This window comes from Variovorax sp. 10N412 (genome assembly GCF_056394985.1).
In genome coordinates this window covers 291,182-309,985 of the sequence record NZ_JBFTIO010000002.1, presented here as the reverse complement: position 1 = coordinate 309,985, position 18,804 = coordinate 291,182, and the positions used below count along the sequence as shown (strand labels likewise).

Annotated in this window: 18 protein-coding genes and 1 tRNA gene; 9 read left to right on the top strand and 10 right to left on the bottom strand. The window is 64.7% G+C overall.

The window, feature by feature from the left end; all coding sequences use genetic code 11:
- Positions 1–42: 42 nt before the first annotated feature.
- From AC1DJH_RS06950 to lptF, 3 genes are read right to left on the bottom strand one after another with little or no spacing between them, the layout of a single operon-like run.
- Complete coding sequence (locus AC1DJH_RS06950; protein ID WP_472111681.1) at positions 43–426, bottom strand: sirohydrochlorin chelatase; 384 nt, start codon at positions 424–426, stop codon at positions 43–45.
- The gene (gene lptG / locus AC1DJH_RS06945) at positions 423–1,535 is read right to left on the bottom strand and encodes an LPS export ABC transporter permease LptG (protein ID WP_472111684.1); all 1,113 of its coding nucleotides are present in this window, start codon (positions 1,533–1,535) and stop codon (positions 423–425) included. The genes AC1DJH_RS06950 and lptG overlap by 4 nt, the downstream gene beginning before the upstream one ends.
- Positions 1,532–2,653 (bottom strand): LPS export ABC transporter permease LptF, encoded by a 1,122-nt coding sequence (gene lptF, locus AC1DJH_RS06940; protein ID WP_478185206.1) that lies wholly within the window; start codon positions 2,651–2,653, stop codon positions 1,532–1,534. The genes lptG and lptF overlap by 4 nt, the downstream gene beginning before the upstream one ends.
- 21 nt (positions 2,654–2,674) lie before the next feature.
- Between lptF and AC1DJH_RS06935 the strand changes: the two genes are divergently transcribed.
- The 4 genes from AC1DJH_RS06935 to AC1DJH_RS06920 all read left to right on the top strand — a co-directional run bounded on the left by AC1DJH_RS06935 (position 2,675) and on the right by AC1DJH_RS06920 (position 6,367).
- The gene (locus AC1DJH_RS06935) at positions 2,675–4,189 is read left to right on the top strand and encodes a leucyl aminopeptidase (protein ID WP_478185205.1); all 1,515 of its coding nucleotides are present in this window, start codon (positions 2,675–2,677) and stop codon (positions 4,187–4,189) included.
- Positions 4,186–4,626, top strand: a complete 441-nt coding sequence (locus tag AC1DJH_RS06930) for a DNA polymerase III subunit chi (RefSeq protein WP_472111691.1) — start codon at positions 4,186–4,188, stop codon at positions 4,624–4,626. Before AC1DJH_RS06935 ends, AC1DJH_RS06930 begins: the two co-directional genes overlap by 4 nt.
- Position 4,627: 1 nt before the next feature.
- Entirely contained in the window at positions 4,628–5,023 is a 396-nt protein-coding gene (locus AC1DJH_RS06925; RefSeq protein WP_478185204.1) for a hypothetical protein, read from the top strand.
- 135 nt (positions 5,024–5,158) lie between these two features.
- Complete coding sequence (locus AC1DJH_RS06920) at positions 5,159–6,367, top strand: branched-chain amino acid ABC transporter substrate-binding protein (RefSeq protein WP_478185203.1); 1,209 nt, start codon at positions 5,159–5,161, stop codon at positions 6,365–6,367.
- A 67-nt stretch (positions 6,368–6,434) separates the two neighbouring features.
- Here the strand turns inward: AC1DJH_RS06920 and AC1DJH_RS06915 are convergent, their stop codons facing one another.
- The 5 genes from AC1DJH_RS06915 to AC1DJH_RS06895 all read right to left on the bottom strand — a co-directional run bounded on the left by AC1DJH_RS06915 (position 6,435) and on the right by AC1DJH_RS06895 (position 8,991).
- Entirely contained in the window at positions 6,435–6,824 is a 390-nt protein-coding gene (locus AC1DJH_RS06915) for a response regulator (RefSeq protein ID WP_478185202.1), read from the bottom strand.
- Between the two features lie 100 nt (positions 6,825–6,924).
- Entirely contained in the window at positions 6,925–7,209 is a 285-nt protein-coding gene (locus tag AC1DJH_RS06910) for a hypothetical protein (RefSeq protein WP_478185201.1), read from the bottom strand.
- A gap of 268 nt (positions 7,210–7,477) precedes the next feature.
- Positions 7,478–7,568, bottom strand: a tRNA-Ser gene (locus AC1DJH_RS06905).
- A 34-nt stretch (positions 7,569–7,602) separates the two neighbouring features.
- Positions 7,603–8,532 carry an SPFH domain-containing protein gene (locus AC1DJH_RS06900; protein ID WP_435438304.1) on the bottom strand — a complete coding sequence of 310 codons (930 nt, stop codon included), beginning with the start codon at positions 8,530–8,532 and terminating at the stop codon, positions 7,603–7,605.
- Positions 8,533–8,565: 33 nt separating this feature from the next.
- Entirely contained in the window at positions 8,566–8,991 is a 426-nt protein-coding gene (locus AC1DJH_RS06895) for an NfeD family protein (protein WP_435483763.1), read from the bottom strand.
- Positions 8,992–9,204: 213 nt separating this feature from the next.
- Between AC1DJH_RS06895 and AC1DJH_RS06890 the strand changes: the two genes are divergently transcribed.
- Positions 9,205–11,505, top strand: coding sequence for an Orn/Lys/Arg family decarboxylase (locus tag AC1DJH_RS06890; protein ID WP_435483762.1), 2,301 nt, complete (start codon positions 9,205–9,207; stop codon positions 11,503–11,505).
- Between the two features lie 51 nt (positions 11,506–11,556).
- Here the strand turns inward: AC1DJH_RS06890 and AC1DJH_RS06885 are convergent, their stop codons facing one another.
- Together AC1DJH_RS06885 and fabI are read right to left on the bottom strand one after the other, a co-directional pair.
- A complete protein-coding gene (locus tag AC1DJH_RS06885; RefSeq protein ID WP_478185200.1) occupies positions 11,557–12,399 on the bottom strand; it encodes a DNA ligase in 843 nt (280 codons plus the stop codon).
- Positions 12,400–12,464: 65 nt separating this feature from the next.
- Complete coding sequence (gene fabI / locus AC1DJH_RS06880; protein ID WP_435483760.1) at positions 12,465–13,247, bottom strand: enoyl-ACP reductase FabI; 783 nt, start codon at positions 13,245–13,247, stop codon at positions 12,465–12,467.
- Between the two features lie 37 nt (positions 13,248–13,284).
- On the opposite strand from fabI, the gene AC1DJH_RS06875 reads away from it, so the two are divergent.
- From AC1DJH_RS06875 to AC1DJH_RS06860, 4 genes are read left to right on the top strand one after another with little or no spacing between them, the layout of a single operon-like run.
- Entirely contained in the window at positions 13,285–15,084 is a 1,800-nt protein-coding gene (locus AC1DJH_RS06875) for an extracellular solute-binding protein (protein WP_478185199.1), read from the top strand.
- A 16-nt stretch (positions 15,085–15,100) separates the two neighbouring features.
- Positions 15,101–16,135 carry a microcin C ABC transporter permease YejB gene (locus AC1DJH_RS06870; protein ID WP_478185198.1) on the top strand — a complete coding sequence of 345 codons (1,035 nt, stop codon included), beginning with the start codon at positions 15,101–15,103 and terminating at the stop codon, positions 16,133–16,135.
- Positions 16,128–17,171: an ABC transporter permease gene (locus AC1DJH_RS06865; RefSeq protein ID WP_478185197.1), complete on the top strand. Its 1,044-nt coding sequence runs from the start codon at positions 16,128–16,130 to the stop codon at positions 17,169–17,171. Before AC1DJH_RS06870 ends, AC1DJH_RS06865 begins: the two co-directional genes overlap by 8 nt.
- Positions 17,171–18,802: an ABC transporter ATP-binding protein gene (locus AC1DJH_RS06860; protein ID WP_478185196.1), complete on the top strand. Its 1,632-nt coding sequence runs from the start codon at positions 17,171–17,173 to the stop codon at positions 18,800–18,802. The genes AC1DJH_RS06865 and AC1DJH_RS06860 overlap by 1 nt, the downstream gene beginning before the upstream one ends.
- Positions 18,803–18,804 lie beyond the last annotated feature (2 nt).

The following is an 18,804-nucleotide window of genomic DNA, read 5'->3' as shown; positions in this document are numbered from 1 at the left end:
GAATTCATTATGCCTTCTTAATCTATCGAAATGGCCGAATGTTCAGGATTTGATGGCGATTCGGGCCAGCAGGTCGACCAGCTCGGGCTCCTCGCCCACGATGCGGGCGAGCGAGATGTCGATGTGGGGCCATGTCTGGCGCAGTGCTTCCAGCTGGTGCGGCAGGTCTTCGCGCGCATGCTTGCCCATGCCGAGGAACAGTGGGACCACGCGGATGGCGCGCGCACCGGCGGTGATCAGGGCCGCCGCCGCCGTGGGAAGGTCGGGCGTCGCCAGTTCCATGTAGGCGCAGGTCACGAGCGCGTCGGGTGCACGGCCGGTGATGCGAGCGGCCACGGCTTCGATCGGCTCGCGCCAGCGCTCGTCGCGCGAACCGTGCGCCAGCAGGACGATGCCCTGCGCCTGACTGCGTGTGGTGGTCGTCATCGTCGCAACACCAGCCAGCTGAAGGCAGTGAGCGACATCACCGAATAGATCATCCCCGGCGCCGCCGCGGTGAGCCAGGGTGACCAGTTGCTCAGGTTGCCGAGGTAGCCGAACACATTGTTCAGCAGGAAGAAGCTGATGCCGATCATCACGCCGCCGAACACGTAGGTCGTGATGCCGGCCTGACGGAAATGCAGGTAGGCAAAGGGCAGGGCGAGCACCACCATCACCAGGCACGAGAGCGGGTAGAACACCTTGCGCCAGAACTCGATCTCGTAGCGTTGCGCGGTCTGGCCGTTGGCGTCGAGGTGGCGGATGTAGTCGAACAGGTCGATCGTGCTCATGCGGTCCGGGCGCAGCAGGGCAACGGACACCATCTCGCCCGTCAGCGAGGTGGGCCAGTTCAGCTGCGCCTTCTGGGTCTTGACGATGCGGGCCTGGTTGGCTGAAGTGCCCGTGTCGAACTGCTGCTCTTCCACGTTGGTAAGCATCCAGTGCCCGTCGTCGCCGATGACGGCCGAACCCGCCACGATCTGGTTGCTGATGTAGCCGTTGGCGTCGAACTCGAAGATGCGCGGGCTCTTCAGCGCGCCCTTGCGGTCGATGGACAGGACGTTCACCGCGTACGACACGTTGCCGCGCTTTTCCTTGAGCCAGGCCCCGGTGTTGCCGGCCAGGGAATAGATGCCCTGGTATTTGGCCTTGAGCAGCTGGGCCGTGCGCTCGGAGGCGGGCGCGACATAGTCGCCGACGGCAAAGGTCAGGATCACGAAGCCGATGCCCAGCAGCAGCAGGGTGCGCAGCGCACGCCAAGGGCCCAGGCCGCTGGTACGAAGAATGGTGTATTCCGAACTCTGCGCGAGCCGTGCCATGACGAAGATGGAGCCGATCAGCACGGTGATAGGCAGCAGCTCGTACAGGTGGCTCGGTATCAGCAGGGTCACGTAGATCAGCGCCTGCACGGGCCCGTAGTTCAGGCTGTCCGGCTTGCCGATGGACTGCAGCTCGTCGACGAAGTCGAAAAAGAAGAAGAGGCTCAGAAAGCCGAGCGTCACGAACGCAACGGACTTCAGCACCTCCACGTAGATCAGGCGTCTTATCGTTTTCACGTCGTGGGTTCGATCTTGGGTGTGAGCACTGCGGGGGCGCGGGTTCGCCGCGTGCGCAGGCCCCAGTTGTTCTGGCGCACGCTCAGCCACGCGAGGTTGAGTACCAGCACGCTGCCATGCAGCATCACCATGAAGCCGGCCATGCTGAAGCGACCGGAGCTGATCCAGCTCTGCCCGATGTTGAGCATGTTGTAGTAGATGACGAAGGCGAACAGGGCCAGCAGCAGGTTGCCGCTGCGCCCCACGCGCGGGTTGGCGCTGGACACGTTCAGCGCCAGCAGCACGAAGTTGACGGCGGTCAGCAGCATGCCGATGCGCCAGGCCAGCTCACCGCGGCTGGGGTTGCCCGGGTCGGCCAGCAGCGCCAGGGTGGTGCGGGCGCGTGGCGGCGTGGCGTCGTTCACCGCGCCGCTGTCGCCGCCGGCACGGGTGCCATAGGTCTTGAATTCGCTGATCTTCAGGCCGGTGTTGGCCATCGGCTGCTCCAGCCGCTGGCCGTTGTTGAGCAGCAGGTAGCGAGAGTTACCGATGTTCTCGATGCTGCCGCTGCGCGCCGAGGTGGTGATCTGCAGGTTGCGCTCGATCGACCAGATGAAGACGTTGGTGGCCTTGGAGTTGTCCGGTGTGTCCTTGTCGATGAAGAACACCCGCACGCGCCCTGCCGACTCGCGGAACTCGCCCGGCGACACGCGCTCGATGTCGCTGCGCTGCTCGTACTGCTGGCGCATGCCGATGGTCTGCGAATTGGCCCAGGGCCAGCCCACCAGTGCCATCACCGAGATCAGGATCAGCACCGGCCAGGCAAAGCGGAACAGCGGCTTCACGAAGTCCATGAGCCCGCGCCCGCTGGAGAACCAGATCACCATTTCGCTGTCGCGGTACATGCGCGAGAGGGTGCCGACGATGGCGATGAACAGGCTCAGGCTCAAGATGGTCGGCATGTAGCCGAGCACCGTGTAGGCCATGACCAGGAACACTTCCTGCGGGTTCACACTGCCCTTGGAGGCGAGCCCCAGGGTACGGATGAGCATCATGGTCATCACGATGGTGACCAGGACCACGAGGGTTGCTCCGAAGCTGCGGGACAGCTCCTTGCGTAGGGAAGAATGGAATAACATCGTTCGAGGAAAAAAAGGATTATGGACTTTCAACTCAAGACCCTCACCGTCGCCCAGGCTGCAGCCGAGAAATCCGATGTCCTGATCGTGCTCGTCGGCAGCGCTCCCCTTACCGCCAAGGACCCGCTTTCCGTGCTGGCCGCCAGTGCCCGCAAGGCCGGCGACCTGCCTGACAAGGCCGGCAAGCTGCTGGCGCTCTACCGGCCGGAAGATGTCGTGGCCTCCCGTGTGGTGCTTGCCGCCATCGGCGACGGCAAGCCTGCGGCGGTCCGCAGCGGCGTGCTTGCCGCGGTCAGCGCCGCCAAGGCCCATGCACCGAAGCGGGTGGTCGTGGTGTTCGCTCAGCCCGCGGACGGTGCCGCCGTGGCTTGCGCCGTGACCGCCGCGGCCGATGCGAGTTACGTCTACACGACCACCAAATCGAAGGCCGAGCCGCGCACCATCCGCAACATGACCCTCGGCGTGGCCGATTCGCCCGCCGTGGACAGAGCCTTCAACGACGCCCGCGCCGTTGTCAACGGCATCGAGCTGGCCAAGGAATGGGGCAACCGGCCCGCGAACCATGCCACGCCCACGCTGCTGGGCGAGGCCGCCAAGGGCCTGGCCAAGCTGCCGAACATCAAATGCGAAGTGCTGGGGCCCAAGGAAGTCGAGAAGCTCGGCATGGGCTCGTTCGCCGCCGTGGCCCAGGGGTCGGCCGAACCGCTGCGCTTCATCGTGCTGCGCTACCACGGGGCGCCGAAGGACCAGGCGCCCGTGGTGCTGGTCGGCAAGGGCATCACCTTCGACACCGGCGGCGTCTCGCTCAAGCCGGCCGCCGAGATGGACGAGATGAAGTTCGACATGTGCGGTGCCGCGAGCGTGCTGGGCACGTTCCGCGCGCTCGGCGACATTCAGCCCGCCATCAACGTCGTCGGCCTCATTCCCTCTTGCGAGAACATGAACGACGGCCGCGCGCTCAAGCCCGGCGACGTGGTCACCAGCATGAGCGGCCAGACCATCGAGGTGCTCAACACCGACGCGGAGGGCCGCCTGGTCCTGTGCGACGCGCTGACCTATGCCAAGCGCTTCGAACCCGCCGCCGTCATCGACATCGCCACGCTCACGGGCGCCTGCGTGGTCGCACTGGGCGGCGTGCGCAGCGGCCTGTTCTCGAGCGACGACACACTGGCCGCCGCACTGGAGGCGGCCGGCGAAGCCTCGCAAGACCGTTGCTGGCGCCTGCCGCTGGACGACGACTATGCGGAAGGCCTGAAGAGCAACTTCGCCGACGTGGCCAACATTGCCGGACGCGCCGGCGGTGCCATCACCGCGGCCAAGTTCCTTCAGCGTTTTGCCGGCGACTTCGCCTGGGCGCACCTGGACATCGCTGGCACGGCCTGGAAGAGCGGAACGGCCAAGGGCTCGACCGGCCGGCCGGTGGGCCTGCTGGTGTCGTACCTGACGACCCGCGCGGGCAGCTCCGAGGTACTGGCCAAGGCAAAGGCGGTCAAGCCCGTCAAGGCCCCGGCGCGAAAGGCCCGGTCGGCAACGTGACGGAAATCGGCTTTCACTACAACGCGCCGGACAAGCTGAACTACGCCTGCCGGCTGGTTCGCAAGGCCGTCAATGCGCGCGGCCTGCGCGTGGTGGTGGTGGGCGATGCGCACACGCTCGACGCGGTGGACGCCGCGCTCTGGCAGCTCTCGCCGGTGGATTTCGTGGCGCACTGCCGCGGCGATGCGCCGGCCCATGTGGTGGCGCGTTCGCCCGTCGTGCTGTCCGTGGAGGGCGCCGACTCGGCGTCGCTGCCGCACCGCGAGATGCTGGTGAACCTTGGGCTCGACGTGCCTGCGGGCTTCGAGCGCTACGAGCGCATGATCGACATCGTGAGCGACGAGACGCACGACCGCCAGGTCGGCCGTTCGCGCTGGCGTCACTATGCCGACCGCGGCTACACCATTCAGCCGCACGACTTCGCAAGGAGTTCCTGACATGGCCAGCACGCTGCGCACGCCGCCCCGGTTCGTTCCCACGCTGACCACGGTGCTCGAGATTCCCGCGGAGCCCGCGAGCCCCGCGCCACAGGCAGAGCTGGCACCACCCCCCGACGCGGCGAGCGCCATGGCATTGCCGCCCGCGGCGCAACTGACGCAGGCTGAAATCGTCAGCCTCGAAGAGCAGCTGCTGCACCGCGTACTGCAGCGCGTCGACCTGTCGCTGGAAGAGCGTCTGAGCGACACGGTGTCCGCGGCCATTCAGCATCAGCTCGATGCCATGGTGCCGCGGTTGCGCAATGAAATCGAGGCCGTTTTGCGTGCATTGGTGATCGAAGCAATGGCCGCCGAACTCTCGGAAAACACAGGGTCTACGCCAGCTTCCGGCGCATAAATCCTCAGCTAAACTGCGCCGCAGGTCGCAACGGCGTGAGGGTGCCACTGGCCTGCGGCGCGGAACTTGCGAGGTTTGCGCGCCCGGATCACACGACCGGTTTTTTTATTCTTTATCCAAGTTCTGGAGGTTCTCATGCAATTGAAATGGACAGCGGTCGCACTGGCTGCAATCACGCTCGTGGCTTGCGGCAAGAAAGAAGAGGCGGCTGCACCTGCTGCAGCGCCGGCCGCCGCGGCCCCGGCTGCAGCTGCGCCCGCACCTGCCGGAGAAACACTGCTTGTGAAGATCGGTCACGTGGCACCTACCAGCGGTCCTATTGCCCACCTGGGCAAGGACAACGAAATGGGCGCCAAGATGGCGATCGAAGACCTGAATGCCAAGGGCATCAAGATTGGCGACAAGACCGCCAAGTTCGAACTGGTCGCAGAAGACGATGCCGGTGACCCGAAGCAAGGCACCGCAGTGGCACAGAAGCTCGTGGACGAGAAGGTCAACGGCGTGGTCGGTCACCTGAACTCGGGTACGACCATTCCCGCCTCCAAGCTCTACAGCGACGCTGGCATTCCGCAGATCTCGCCTTCGGCCACGAACCCGAAGTACACGCGTCAAGGCTTCAAGACCACGTTCCGCGTGGTGGCTGACGACACGCAACTCGGCGGCACGCTGGGCAAGTACGCGGTCGATACGCTCAAGGGCAAGAACATTGCCGTGATCGACGACCGTACCGCTTACGGCCAAGGCGTTGCCGAAGAGTTCGAGAAGGCGGCCAAGGCTGCTGGCGCCACCATCGTGGGCCACGAGTTCACCACCGACAAGTCGACCGACTTCAACGCCATCCTGACCAAGCTCAAGGCCACCAAGCCCGACGTGCTGTTCTTCGGCGGCATGGACGCTGTCGGCGGCCCGATGCTCAAGCAGGTCAAGCAACTCGGCCTGAACGTCAAGTTCATGGGCGGCGACGGCCTGTGCACCGGCGAACTGCCGAAGCTGGCTGGCGATGCCATCGGCGAAGACATGGTGGTGTGCGCTGAAGCCGGCGGTGTCGACGGCGACTTCAAGCAGCCGCTGGAAGACTTCAAGGCCAAGTTCAAGACCAAGAACGGCGTGGAAGTGCAGATCTATGCACCTTACGTGTACGACGCGGTCAACGTGCTGGCCGAAGCCATGGTCAAGGCCGGTTCGTCCGACCCCGTAAAGTACCTGCCTGAAGTCGGCAAGGTGCAGTACAAGGGCGTGACCGGCCCGATCGCCTTTGACGAAAAGGGCGACATCAAGAACGGCGCGCTGACGCTGTACACCTACAAGGGCGGCGTGCGCACGCAGATCGCCGTGGTGCGCTGATCGGCGGCTTTCGCCAAAAAAGAAAAGGGCCTTCGGGCCCTTTTTTCATGCCTGTCGCGACAGCCGTTCAGAGCGGGGCGAGGCCGGAGGGCCGGTCGTTGTTGCAATACTCGATGAAGGCGTCGAGGTCGCGGGACTTGTCGAAGACCGCATCGGCACCGAGCGCAGCACAGCGCGCGCGAATGTCTACCGTGACGTAGTTGCTGAGCACCACGACGCGCTGTGTCGGCTTGCGTGTCGTGCAGCCCGCCAGCACGCCCAGGCCGGAGCCTTCCTTAAGGAACAGGTCGACGATGAGCAGTTGCCAGTCGTCGGGATGGGCGTCGAGCCAGGCCAGCGCTTCGGTTTCGGTTTCGGCGAAGCCGACCACATGGCCATTGACCAGATCCTCGAGTGCCGGGACCAGGTTGTCCCTGATGGTCTTGTTGTCCTCGACGAGGAACGTGATGAGGGCCATGCCGTGGTTTCGCTGTGAGAACCAATAGCGTAGCGTGCCGGACGCCGCCGCCGCGTAGGAGAAAGGATACGGACGCAGGGAGCCGGTTGCGCCGCCTGGGTCAGTTGGAGCTCTGGGCGCGGAGCTTTGCCTTGAGCTTTTCGGCCAGTGCCAGGCTTTCGTCTCGCTCGGCCGTTGCTTCCAGGCGCTTTTCGATCTCCTCGCTCAACGCGGCATTGACCTCGGCAAGCTTCGCAGCGGACTTGGCCAGTTTTTCCTCGAGCTGGCTCGTGTGTTCGATGGCCTGCGCCACTTCGCCGACCTGCACCTCTTCGGGCAGTTCCTGTTCGAGCACCGTGTTCACGACGGCCAGATTGTCCGAGGCGCGCTGCACGTCGGCGGCCACCTGCTCGGTCTTTTTGAGGGTGTGGTCCAGAGAAGTCGTGCCACGCGGCGAGGTTTGGGAATGTCCAGCCATCGAGGCTCCTTTGCAGGCTTGAAAGTAAAACCTTTGGATCGTACTGCCAGACGAAACGCCCGGTGCACGATGCCCAGTTGTTGCCAAGCAACGCATTGCACAGCAGAACAGATGACAAAAAAGCCCAAGTGCTTGTGGCGACTTGGGCTTCTTGTGCTGTCTGCATGTTCGCGAACGGTTACGAACAATCAATCTCTGGCGGAGCAGGCGGGATTCGAACCCGCGGAGGGCTATTAACCCTCACACGCTTTCCAGGCGTGCGACTTAAACCGCTCATCCACCGCTCCTGAGCCTCAAATTATAGCGTGGCTTCGAGCCATTTCAGGTCGGGCCGGCGCTTTTGCCGGTCTGGATCATCCGCATCGCCGATGCGATGAGCGCGGCGGTCTCGGACATGTTGCTCGGCACAATCAGCGTGGTCTTGGAATCCGCCGCCACCTTGCCGTAGGCATCGACGGCGCGTTCGGCCACCTTGAGCTGCACGGCCTGTTCGCCGCCCGGCTGGCGGATGGCTGCAGCCACGCGCTCGATGGCGTCCGCGGTGGCGGTGGCCACCGCGGTGATGGCGGCTGCTTCACCCTGCGCGTTGTTGATCTGTGCCTGCTTCTCGCCCTCGGAACGGGCAATGAAGGCTTCGCGCTCGCCGGTGGCGATATTGATCTGCTCCTGGCGGCGGCCTTCCGAGGCCGCGATCAGCGCGCGCTTGCCGCGCTCGGCCGTGATCTGCGCCTGCATGGCCAGCAGGATTTCCTTCGGCGGCGTCAGGTCCTTGATTTCGTAGCGCAGCACCTTCACGCCCCAGTTGAGAGCCGCTTCGTCGATGGCGGCCACCACCTGTGCGTTGATGACATCGCGTTCTTCGAAGGTCTTGTCCAGCTCCAGCTTGCCGATCACGCTGCGCAGCGAGGTTTGCGCAAGTTGCGTCACCGCCACGATGTAGTTCGACGAGCCGTAGCTCGCGCGCATCGGGTCGGTCACCTGGAAGTACAGGATGCCGTCCACCTGCAGCTGCGTGTTGTCGCGCGTGATGCAGATCTGGCTGGGCACGTCGAGCGGAATTTCCTTCAGGCTGTGCTTGTAGGCCACCCGGTCGATGAACGGGATCAGGAAATTGGGGCCGGGCGTCATCGTGCTGTGGTACTTGCCCAGCCGTTCGCGCACCCAGGCGTTCTGCTGCGGCACGAACTTGACCGACTGGCTGATGAAGATGATCGCGATGACCAGGATGATGAGAGGGACCGAAAATTCCATGGTGCGCTTCCTTTTCTGAGTTCTATGGACTGACTAAACCTTGGCGACGACGAGGCGGCTGCCGATCACTTCGACCACGCGGTGCTCTCCGGTGGACGGGGTGCTGCCTGCGCGCTGAATCACCGTCCATTGCGCGCCGCGGTAGCGAACGGTGGCGGTGCCGTCGGCATTCCAGGCATCGACGTGCACGCTCTCGCCGATGTCGAGGTTCACGTCGCGGTTGGTGCCGGTCCGCGCTGCGGCAGGGCGCCTGCGCTGGATCGAATACCAGGCCAGCACGGCGCCCACGCCGATCACCGACGCCACGATGAGTTGCGTGACGGTGCCGAAGCCCAGGTGCGCCGAGATCGCGGCGGCGGCGAAGCCTGCGGCGAGCAGCAGCAGGTAGACCGTGCCCGAGAGCAACTCGGCCACGATGGCCACCCCCGCAATCAGCCACCAGACGGTGGAATTCGCCATGTCGACTCCTCTTTTGCTTGTTCGATGCGCGACATTCTGCGGCATGAACCCCAAGCGCTTGCCGTGCGTAGGGGTACTGGCGCGGGGGCAGACGGCCTTGCCCGCCGGGCCCGAATGTCTTGCAGGAAGCTGACCGAATCCGTCATCCGAATTCCGTACACTTCGCGCCTCGTCTTTGCCTGTCTGTCTCCCCGCCTGTCCGGAGCCCCGCTCATGAAATTTCGCTTTCCCATCGTCATCATCGACGAGGACTTCCGCTCCGAAAACACTTCGGGCCTCGGCATTCGCGCGCTCGCGCAGGCCTTCGAAAGCGAGGGCTTCGAGGTGCTGGGCGTCACGAGCTACGGCGACCTGAGCCAGTTCGCGCAGCAGCAAAGCCGCGCCAGCGCCTTCATCCTGTCGATCGACGACGAAGAGTTCACCGTCGGCCCCGACCTCGACCCGGCCGTGCTGAACCTGCGCACCTTCATCGGCGAGGTGCGGCGCAAGAACGCGGACGTGCCGATCTACATCTACGGCGAAACCAAGACCGCGCGCCACATTCCGAACGACATCCTGCGCGAGCTGCACGGTTTCATCCACATGTTCGAGGACACCCCCGAATTCGTGGCGCGCCACATCATCCGCGAGGCCAAGAGCTACCTGGAAGGCGTGCAGCCGCCGTTCTTCAAGGCGCTCATCGACTACGCGGAAGACGGCTCGTACTCGTGGCACTGCCCGGGCCATTCGGGCGGCGTGGCGTTCCTCAAGAGCCCTGTGGGCCGGATGTTCCACCAGTTCTTCGGCGAGAACATGCTGCGTGCCGACGTGTGCAACGCGGTGGAAGAACTGGGCCAGCTGCTCGACCACACCGGCCCGGTGGCGGCCAGCGAGCGCAATGCGGCGCGGATCTTCAATGCCGACCATTGCTTCTTCGTGACCAACGGCACCAGCACCAGCAACAAGATGGTGTGGCACCACACGGTGGCGCCCGACGACGTGGTGGTGGTGGACCGCAATTGCCACAAGTCGATCCTGCACGCGATCATCATGACCGGCGCGATTCCGGTGTTCATGAAGCCCACGCGCAATCACTTCGGCATCATCGGCCCGATTCCCCAGAGCGAGTTCGAGCAGAGCGCCATCAAGGCCAAGATCAAGGCCAACCCGCTGCTGGCCCACGTGGACTCCGAGACCGTCAAGCCGCGCGTGATGACGCTCACCCAGTCGACCTACGACGGCGTGATCTACAACACCGAGACCATCAAGAACATGCTCGACGGCTACGTCGACACACTGCACTTCGACGAAGCGTGGCTGCCGCACGCGGCCTTCCACCCGTTCTACGGCGCGTACCACGCGATGGGCAAGCGCCGCGTGCGGCCGAAGGATTCGTTGGTGTTCGCCACGCAGTCCACGCACAAGCTGCTGGCCGGCATCAGCCAGGCCAGCCACGTGCTGGTGCAGGACTCGCAGAACCGCGCGCTCGACCGCGACCTGTTCAACGAGGCCTACCTGATGCACTCGTCGACCAGCCCGCAGTACGCGATCATCGCGAGCTGCGACGTGGCCGCGGCCATGATGGAGCCGCCCGGCGGCACGGCGCTGGTGGAAGAGAGCATTCTTGAAGCCCTCGACTTCCGCCGCGCCATGCGCAAGGTCGAGGAAGAGTTCGGCAAGGAAGAGTGGTGGTTCAAGGTCTGGGGCCCCGAGAAGCTGGTCGAAGAAGGCATTGGCCGCGCCGACGACTGGATCATGACGGGCGAGAAGGAGTCCACCAAGCGCAAGACCAAGAAGTCGCCGCGCAACTGGCACGGCTTCGGCGACCTGGCCGACGGCTTCAACATGCTCGACCCGATCAAGTCGACCATCGTCACGCCCGGCCTGGACCTCGAAGGCAACTTCGCGGAGAGCGGAATTCCCGCCAGCGTGGTGACCAAGTTCCTCGCGGAGCACGGCGTGATCGTGGAGAAGACCGGGCTGTACAGCTTCTTCATCATGTTCACCATCGGCATCACCAAGGGCCGCTGGAACACGCTGCTCACGGCGCTGCAGCAGTTCAAGGACGACTACGCGCGCAACCAGCCGATGTGGCGCATCCTGCCGGAGTTCTGCCAACAGCACCCGGGCTACGAGAAGCTCGGCCTGCGCGACCTGTGCCAGCACATCCACAAGCTGTATGCGCGCTTCGACGTGGCGCGCCTCACGACCGAGATGTACCTGAGCGACCTGACGCCGGCCATGAAGCCCAGCGACGCCTTTGCCCACATCGCGCACAGGAAGACCGAGCGCGTGGAAATCGACGACCTTGAAGGCCGCATCACCACCAGCCTGATCACACCGTACCCCCCGGGCATTCCGCTGCTGATTCCGGGCGAAGTGTTCAACAAGAAGATCGTCGACTACCTGCGCTTCTCGCGCGAGTTCAACTCGCAGTGCCCCGGCTTCGAGACCGACATCCACGGCCTGGTGGCGCGCGTCGACGAGACAGGCAAGAAGCGCTACTACGCCGACTGCGTCAGGGCAGTGAAGTAAACAGGCGTGCGGGTCGGGCCGCTGGCCCGATCGAGTGGCCTGTGCCTAGCCCTAGCCTTCCCGCACCCGCATGAAGCGGGCGAAACGCGGCAGCCCCTTGGCGGTGGTGCCGTTGTAGCGGTAGGTCACCCAGCTGCCGATGGCGGGCGGGTTGTCCCGCTCGGCGTCGGTCAGGCCGGTGCCGAGCTTGAAGCGCTTGCCGTCGGCGGTCTCGACCACCAGCGCGCCGAGCCGGCTCGCGTGCTTGCCCTTGCCGGTCACATGCTCGACGACGCGCGCCTCGGCGTCGTCGTAGGGCTTGACCTTCAGCAGGTCGTTGTTGCGCTCGCCGCGATAGCTCGAATTGCCGCGGTGGAGCATCAGGCCTTCACCGCCCATCTTCACCGTCTTGTCGAGCAGCGCCTGCAGCGCTTCATGCGTGGTCGCGCGCTCTTGCGGCACGGGCACCAACCACGGCGCGTCGGTGACGGGGAGCAGCTTGCGCAGGGCGGCCAACCGAGTGGTGAAGTCGCCGGCCTGGGCGGGCAGGTCGAACACCATGAAGCGCATCTCGTGCCAGGCGACGTCGTTGGGTGTCTGGCTGCGCACTGTCGAGACCGCATGCGGGAATCGGCCCCGGCCCGCCCACAGTTCGCCGTCGAGCGGCTGCTTCGGCAACGGGGCCGTGAACCATGCGGGTGCCACGACGCGTTCCCCGCCGCGCGTCCACAACTGCTTGCCGTCCCAGTAGCCGCGCACGCCGTCGTACTTCTCGCTGACCCAGTAGTCGGACAGCGACATCCCGGGGCGGTAGACGTCGGCCAGCATCAGCGACGGCGCCGCGTCGCGCGCGAACACGGCGGGGGCTGTAAGCACGCCGAAAGCGGCAAGGAGGAGGGAGCGTCGGCTCAGCACGGTGCTATTGAATAGATAGCTGCATATGACCGTCTGGCGGCGGTATCAGCGATTTTTTATCCGACTTACTCGGCCATTCCACCCACGACGTTGCTGAAGCCGCCGTCGACGTAGGTGATCTCTGCCGTCACGCCGCTGGCCAGGTCACTCAGCAGGAAAGCGGCCACGTTGCCCACTTCTTCGATGGTCACGTTGCGGCGGATCGGCGAGGCGTCGGCCACGGCCGCGAGCATCTTGCCGAAGCCCTTGATGCCGCTGGCGGCGAGCGTCTTGATCGGGCCGGCGCTGATGCCGTTCACGCGCATGCCCCGGGGTCCGAGCGAGGCGGCGGTGTAGCGCACAGAGGCTTCGAGCGAGGCCTTGGCCAGGCCCATGGTGTTGTAGTTGGGCAGCGCGCGTTCGGCGCCCAGGTAGGTCAGCGTGAGCAGGGCCGACTTGTCGTTGAGGTAGGGCAGGGCCGCCTTGGCCATCGCCGGGAAGCTGTAGGCGCTGATGTCGTGCGCGATCTTGAAGCCTTCGCGCGAGAGCCCGTCGAGGAAGTCGCCGGCGATGGACTCGCGGGTCGCGAAGCCGATGCTGTGCACGAAGCCGTCGAACGTGGGCCAGGTTTGCGCCAGGTCGGCGAAGAGCTTGTCGATCTGCGCGTCGTCGCCCACGTCGCAGTCGAAAATCAGCTTCGAGCCGAAGTCTGCGGCATATTCGGTGATACGGTCCTTGAATCGCTCGCCGACATAGCTGAAGGCGAGCTCCGCGCCCTGTTCGTGACAGGCCTTGGCAATGCCATACGCAATGGAGCGATTGCTCAACACACCGGTGATCAACAGTTTTTTGCCGGAAAGAAAGCCCATGAAGTTGCCTTGTGAAAATCTTGGGCAGAATTCTCGCATGCGAGGTTGGCTGCTCTGGATGGTGTTGGCGTTCTCGGCGGCCCCTTCGTGGGCCGCCCATGCCTACGCGCAGTTCGGCGACATCAAGTACCCCGTGGGGTTCACGCACTTCGACTACGTCAATCCGAACGCCCCAAAGGGTGGCGAGATCCGCATGGTGCCCCCGACTCGCCCGACCAACTTCGACAAGTTCAATCCGTTCACGCTCAAGGGCACCGCGCCGTCGGGCGTCGGCCCGCTGATGTTCGAGAGCTTGCTCATCGGCAACATGGAGGAGCCGACCACTGGCTATGGCCTGTTGGCCGAAGACGTGGAGGTCGCGCCCGACCGACTGTCCGCCACCTTCCGTATCAATCCGAAGGCGCGCTTCAACGATGGATCGCCGGTGCTTGCGGCGGACGTCGTGTACTCGTTCAAGACGTTGACGGGCAAGCTCGCGTCGCCGGCATACCGCACCATCTACGCCGAAGTGAAGGGCGCGAGTGCATTGAGCGAGCGCACCGTTCGCTTCGACTTCGCCAACCCGAACCGCGAGTTGCCCCTGGTGGTTGGCGGCATGGCCGTGTTCAGCCGCAAATGGGGTGCGGGCAAGCCATTCGACCAGATCACGACAGAGGTGCCGGTCGCCTCGGGCCCTTACCGACCGGTCAGTGACCGCCTGGGCCGCGACATCAGCTACGTGCGTCGCGCAGATTATTGGGGCGTCGACCTTGCTGCGCGCAAGGGGCAGTTCAACTTCGACCGTGTCACGTACAAGGTCTACCTTGACGAAACTTCCCGTTTCGAGGGGCTGAAGGCTGGCGAGTTCGATTTCATGCGCGAGTTCACGTCGCGCAACTGGGCGCGCCAGTACAAGGGCAAGCAGTTCGACAGCGGCGAAATTTTGAAGCGCGAGTTCAAGAACAGCAATCCCGGGGACTTTCAAGGCTACGTGTTCAATGCGCGCAAGGAGAAGTTCAAGGACGTTCGTGTGCGGCAGGCCATCGGGCTGGCGGTGGATTTTGAATGGCTCAACCGCCAGCTTTTCTACGGCATCTACACGCGCGTGCAGGGCTACTTCCCAAACAGTGAGTTCCACGCTGAAGGCCTGCCCAAGCCCGACGAGTTGGCGCTTCTGGAGCCGTTGCGAGCCAAACTCCGGCCGGAGGTCTTCGGCCCGGCCCCGGTCCCGTCAAGCACCGTGCCGCCGAACAGCCTGCGCGAGAACCTGCGCAAAGCCCGTGCGTTGCTTGCCGAGGTCGGCTGGAACTACAAGGACGGCGCACTGCGCAACGCGAAGGGCGAGGCATTCACCATCGAATTTCTCAACGACCAGCCTTCGCTGATCCGCGTGGCGACGCCGTTTCAGACCGCACTGCGCAAGCTAGGAATCGAAATGACTTTCCGGACGGTCGACTTCTCGCTGGCGCAGCAACGCATGGACAACTTCGACTTCGAGATGACATCGAGGCGCTTGCCGGGGAGCACCGCACCAGGTGGCGAACTCTTCGAGCTCTTTGGCATGAAGGCCGCGGACACGGTGGGCTCTGCGAATTCGTGGGGCGTGGCAGACCCTGCTGTTGACGCCATTCTGGGCAAGGTTGCGACGGCCACCACGCGAGTGGAACTCGCCACCGCCATGCGTTCGCTGGATCGTGTGTTGTCGAACGGCTACTACTCGATTCCTCAGTACTACAGCAACTCCTTCCTGATCGGGTACAGACCAGGTCGCTTCGTGTTGCCGCCGACGATTCCGCCTTACTACCAGGCCGACGACTGGGCGCTGTCGACCTGGTGGGCTTCGCCTTCCAACAAATAGAGTCAGGCACACATCCATGGCGACCTACATCCTCAAGCGCCTGCTCCTGATGATCCCCACGCTGCTCGGCGTGTTGATCGTCACATTCGCGGTCATCCAGTTCGTGCCTGGCGGTCCGGTGGAGCAGTTGGTTTCCCAGCTGCAGGGCAGGGACTCGGGCGGGGAGGGCGCCGCTGCCAGCGGTGCCGGATACCGCGGGCGCCAGGGGCTTGACCCGCAGCGCATCGAGGAAATCAAGGTGCTCTACGGCTTCGACAAGCCGGCGTACGAGCGGTTCTGGACGATGCTCAAGTCGTTCGCGCAGCTGGACTTGGGTACGAGCTTCTATCAACGCAAGGCGGTATGGGAATTGGTGAAGGAGAAGCTCCCGGTCTCCATCAGCCTCGGGCTGTGGACCTTCTTCATCAGCTACCTCATTGCCGTTCCGCTGGGTGTCGCCAAGGCGGTGCGGGCCGGGTCACGCTTCGACTTCGTCACCACGCTCATCGTGCTCATTGGCTATGCCATCCCCGGCTTCGTCCTCGGCGTCGCGCTCTTGGTAATTTTTGGTGGCAAGCTGCAATGGTTTCCGCTTCGTGGGCTGACCTCGCCGAACTGGGAAACCTTGAGCTGGGGCGCCCGCATCGTCGATTACCTGTGGCACATCGCATTGCCGGTCTCGGCGATGGTGCTCGGCAGCTTCGCCGTCACCGCGATGCTGACCAAGAACTCCTTCCTCGAAGAAATCCGCAAGCAGTACGTGCTGACGGCCAGGGCCAAGGGGCTCACCGAGCGGCAGGTGCTCTGGAAGCATGTGTTTCGCAACGCGCTGATTCCCATCATCACGGGCTTTCCGGCGGCGTTCATCGGCGCCTTCTTCACTGGCGCGCTGCTGATAGAGACGCTCTTCACGCTCGATGGCCTGGGCCTCCTGAGCTACGAGAGCGTGATCCGGCGCGACTATCCGGTGGTGCTGGGCACGCTGTACCTGTTCACGCTGATCGGATTGGTGACCAAGCTGATTTCCGATCTTTGTTATGTCTGGGTAGATCCGAGGGTCAAGTTTGACTAGCGCACCTGTCAAGTCGGTCAGCCCGCGCGTTCGCGCCTGGCGTCGCTTTCGCCGCAACCCTCTGGGGTTCTGGAGCCTCGTCGTTTTCTCGACGCTCGTGGTCTTGAGTCTCTTCGCGGAAGTGATTTCCACCGACAAGCCACTCGTCGTGCGCTACGAAGGACAGATCTACTTTCCCGTGCTGCGCGACTATTCGGAAAAAACCTTCGGCGGCGACTTCGAGACCACGGCCGACTACTTGGATCCTTTCATCAAGGAGCGCATCACCGCTGGCGCCAACTGGGCGGTGTATGCGCCGAACCCTTACGGTCCGCGCACTCTCAACTACTTCGCGTCCCAACCCAATCCGGCCGCGCCGTCGGGCGAAAACTTTCTTGGCTCCGACGACCGTGGCCGCGACCTGCTCGCGCAGTTGATCTACGGCTTCCGCGTGAGCGTGCTGTTTGCACTTGCGCTCACTGTGATCGGGGTGGTGCTGGGCATCGTCAGTGGCGCGGTGCAGGGCTTTTTTGGTGGCAAGACCGATCTGCTGTTCCAACGCTTCATCGAAATCTGGAGCTCCATGCCCGAGCTCTACCTGCTGATCATCTTCAGCGCGATCTTCGCGCCCAGCGTGGCGCTGCTGCTCATCCTGCTGAGCCTGTTCGGCTGGATGGGCCTGGCCGACTATGTGCGGGCCGAGTTCCTGCGCAACCGCCAGATGGACTACGTGCGCGCCGCCCGCGCGCTGGGCGTGAGCAACCTGCAGATCATGTGGCGCCACATCCTGCCCAACAGCATGGTGCCGGTCGTCACCTTCCTGCCGTTCCGTATGAGCGCCGCCATCCTTGCCCTGACTTCGCTCGACTTCCTGGGCCTGGGCGTGCCGCCGGGCACGCCGTCGCTCGGCGAACTGCTGAGCCAGGGCAAGGCCAACATCGACGCCTGGTGGATTTCCCTTTCCACCTTCGGCGTGCTGGTGGTCACGCTGATGCTGCTGACCTTCATGGGCGACGCGCTGCGCGACGCGCTCGATCCCCGGAAGGCCGACAAGTGATGAACGCCGATTCAACGCATCCCCCGCTGATCGACGTGAAGGGCCTGCGCGTCGCCTTCGGCGGCAAGGAGGTGGTGCACGGCATCGACTTCCAGATCGCTGCCGGCGAGAAGCTCGCGCTGGTCGGCGAGTCGGGCTCGGGCAAGACGGTCACGGCGCTGTCGCTGCTGCGGCTGGCGCAGAACGCCGACGTCACCGGCGTTGCAAGGCTTTTCGGCGGGGAGCGCCCGTCGGACGTGCGTGACCTGCTATCGATTCCGGAGCGCCAGCTGCGTGGCATCCGCGGCAAGGAGATCGCGATGATCTTCCAGGAGCCGATGACCGCGCTGAATGCGCTCTACAGCGTGGGCGACCAGATCGCCGAGGTGCTCGAGTTGCACGAAGGGCTGTCGGCCCGCGCCGCGCAGGCGGCCGCCGTGCAGCTGCTGGCCGACACGGGCATTCCGGAGCCCGCGCGGCGCGCGCAGGCGTTTCCGCATCAGCTGTCGGGCGGCCAGCGCCAGCGCGCCATGATCGCCATGGCCCTGGCCTGCAAGCCGCGGCTGCTGCTGGCCGACGAGCCGACCACGGCGCTGGACGTCACCGTGCGCGCGCAGATCCTCGACCTGCTGGCCGAGTTGCAGCGCAAGCACGGCATGGCGGTGCTGCTGATCACGCACGACCTGAATCTGGTGCGCCGCTTCGCCGACCGCGTGGCGGTGATGGAGAACGGCCACATCGTCGAGCACGGGGCGGTTGCGCCGGTGTTCGAGGCGCCGCAGCATCCCTATACCCGCAAGCTGATCGACAGCCACCCGGAGCGCCATGTGGCGGCGGTGCCGTCGAGCGGCGCCGCGCCGGTGCTCGAGGCGAAGGCCTTGCGCGTGATCTACCCGGTGCCCCGGCCCGGCATCGGCGGCTGGTTCCGCAAGGGCGAGTTCGTGGCGGTGCAGGGCGCAGATTTCCGCATTGCGCCCGGCGAGACGCTCGGCGTGGTCGGCGAATCGGGTTCGGGCAAGTCGACGCTCGCGCTGGCGGCGCTGGGGCTGCTGCGCCATCAGGGCGAGTTGAAGGTCACCGGAAAAGACTGGGCGGTCGATCGCGCGTCCGACCTGGGCCTGCGCCGGGTGATGCAGGTGGTGTTCCAGGATCCGTTCTCCTCGCTCTCGCCGCGCATGACGGTCGAGCAGATCGTGGGGGAGGGGCTGCGCGTGCACGCGCCCAGGCTCGATGCCGAGGCGCGGCGGGCGCGTTCGCTCGCCGCACTCGCCGACGTCGGGCTGACCGAGGCCCAGTTTCCCTCGCTGCTCGAGCGCTACCCGCATGAGTTTTCCGGGGGGCAGCGCCAGCGGCTGGCGATTGCGCGTGCGCTGATCGTCGATCCGCAGCTGCTGGTGCTCGACGAGCCCACCAGTGCGCTCGACGTGACGATCCAGAAGCAGGTGCTCGGCCTGCTGCAGCGCCTGCAGCGCGAGCGCGGGTTGAGCTACCTGCTGATCACGCACGACGTGGAGGTGATCCGTGCCATGGCGCACCAGGTCATCGTGATGAAGGACGGAGCCATCCTCGAAAGCGGAGCGGTCGAGCGCGTGCTCGACGCGCCCGAGCACCCCTACACACAAAAGCTGGTGGCCGCCGCGCTGCTGGAATAAAC

Excerpts from the sequence above, each read along its gene's own strand:
- AC1DJH_RS06900 (WP_435438304.1), bottom strand. The coding sequence starts at position 8,532 with ATGGAATTTTCGGTCCCTCTCATCATCCTGGTCATCGCGATCATCTTC.
- AC1DJH_RS06920 (WP_478185203.1), top strand. The coding sequence starts at position 5,159 with ATGCAATTGAAATGGACAGCGGTCGCACTGGCTGCAATCACGCTCGTG.
- AC1DJH_RS06890 (WP_435483762.1), top strand. The coding sequence starts at position 9,205 with ATGAAATTTCGCTTTCCCATCGTCATCATCGACGAGGACTTCCGCTCC.
- AC1DJH_RS06925 (WP_478185204.1), top strand. The coding sequence starts at position 4,628 with ATGGCCAGCACGCTGCGCACGCCGCCCCGGTTCGTTCCCACGCTGACC.
- AC1DJH_RS06915 (WP_478185202.1), bottom strand. The coding sequence starts at position 6,824 with ATGGCCCTCATCACGTTCCTCGTCGAGGACAACAAGACCATCAGGGAC.
- AC1DJH_RS06860 (WP_478185196.1), top strand. The coding sequence starts at position 17,171 with ATGAACGCCGATTCAACGCATCCCCCGCTGATCGACGTGAAGGGCCTG.
- AC1DJH_RS06950 (WP_472111681.1), bottom strand. The coding sequence starts at position 426 with ATGACGACCACCACACGCAGTCAGGCGCAGGGCATCGTCCTGCTGGCG.
- AC1DJH_RS06875 (WP_478185199.1), top strand. The coding sequence starts at position 13,285 with ATGCGAGGTTGGCTGCTCTGGATGGTGTTGGCGTTCTCGGCGGCCCCT.
- lptF (WP_478185206.1), bottom strand. The coding sequence starts at position 2,653 with ATGTTATTCCATTCTTCCCTACGCAAGGAGCTGTCCCGCAGCTTCGGA.
- AC1DJH_RS06935 (WP_478185205.1), top strand. The coding sequence starts at position 2,675 with ATGGACTTTCAACTCAAGACCCTCACCGTCGCCCAGGCTGCAGCCGAG.
- fabI (WP_435483760.1), bottom strand. The coding sequence starts at position 13,247 with ATGGGCTTTCTTTCCGGCAAAAAACTGTTGATCACCGGTGTGTTGAGC.
- AC1DJH_RS06895 (WP_435483763.1), bottom strand. The coding sequence starts at position 8,991 with ATGGCGAATTCCACCGTCTGGTGGCTGATTGCGGGGGTGGCCATCGTG.
- AC1DJH_RS06870 (WP_478185198.1), top strand. The coding sequence starts at position 15,101 with ATGGCGACCTACATCCTCAAGCGCCTGCTCCTGATGATCCCCACGCTG.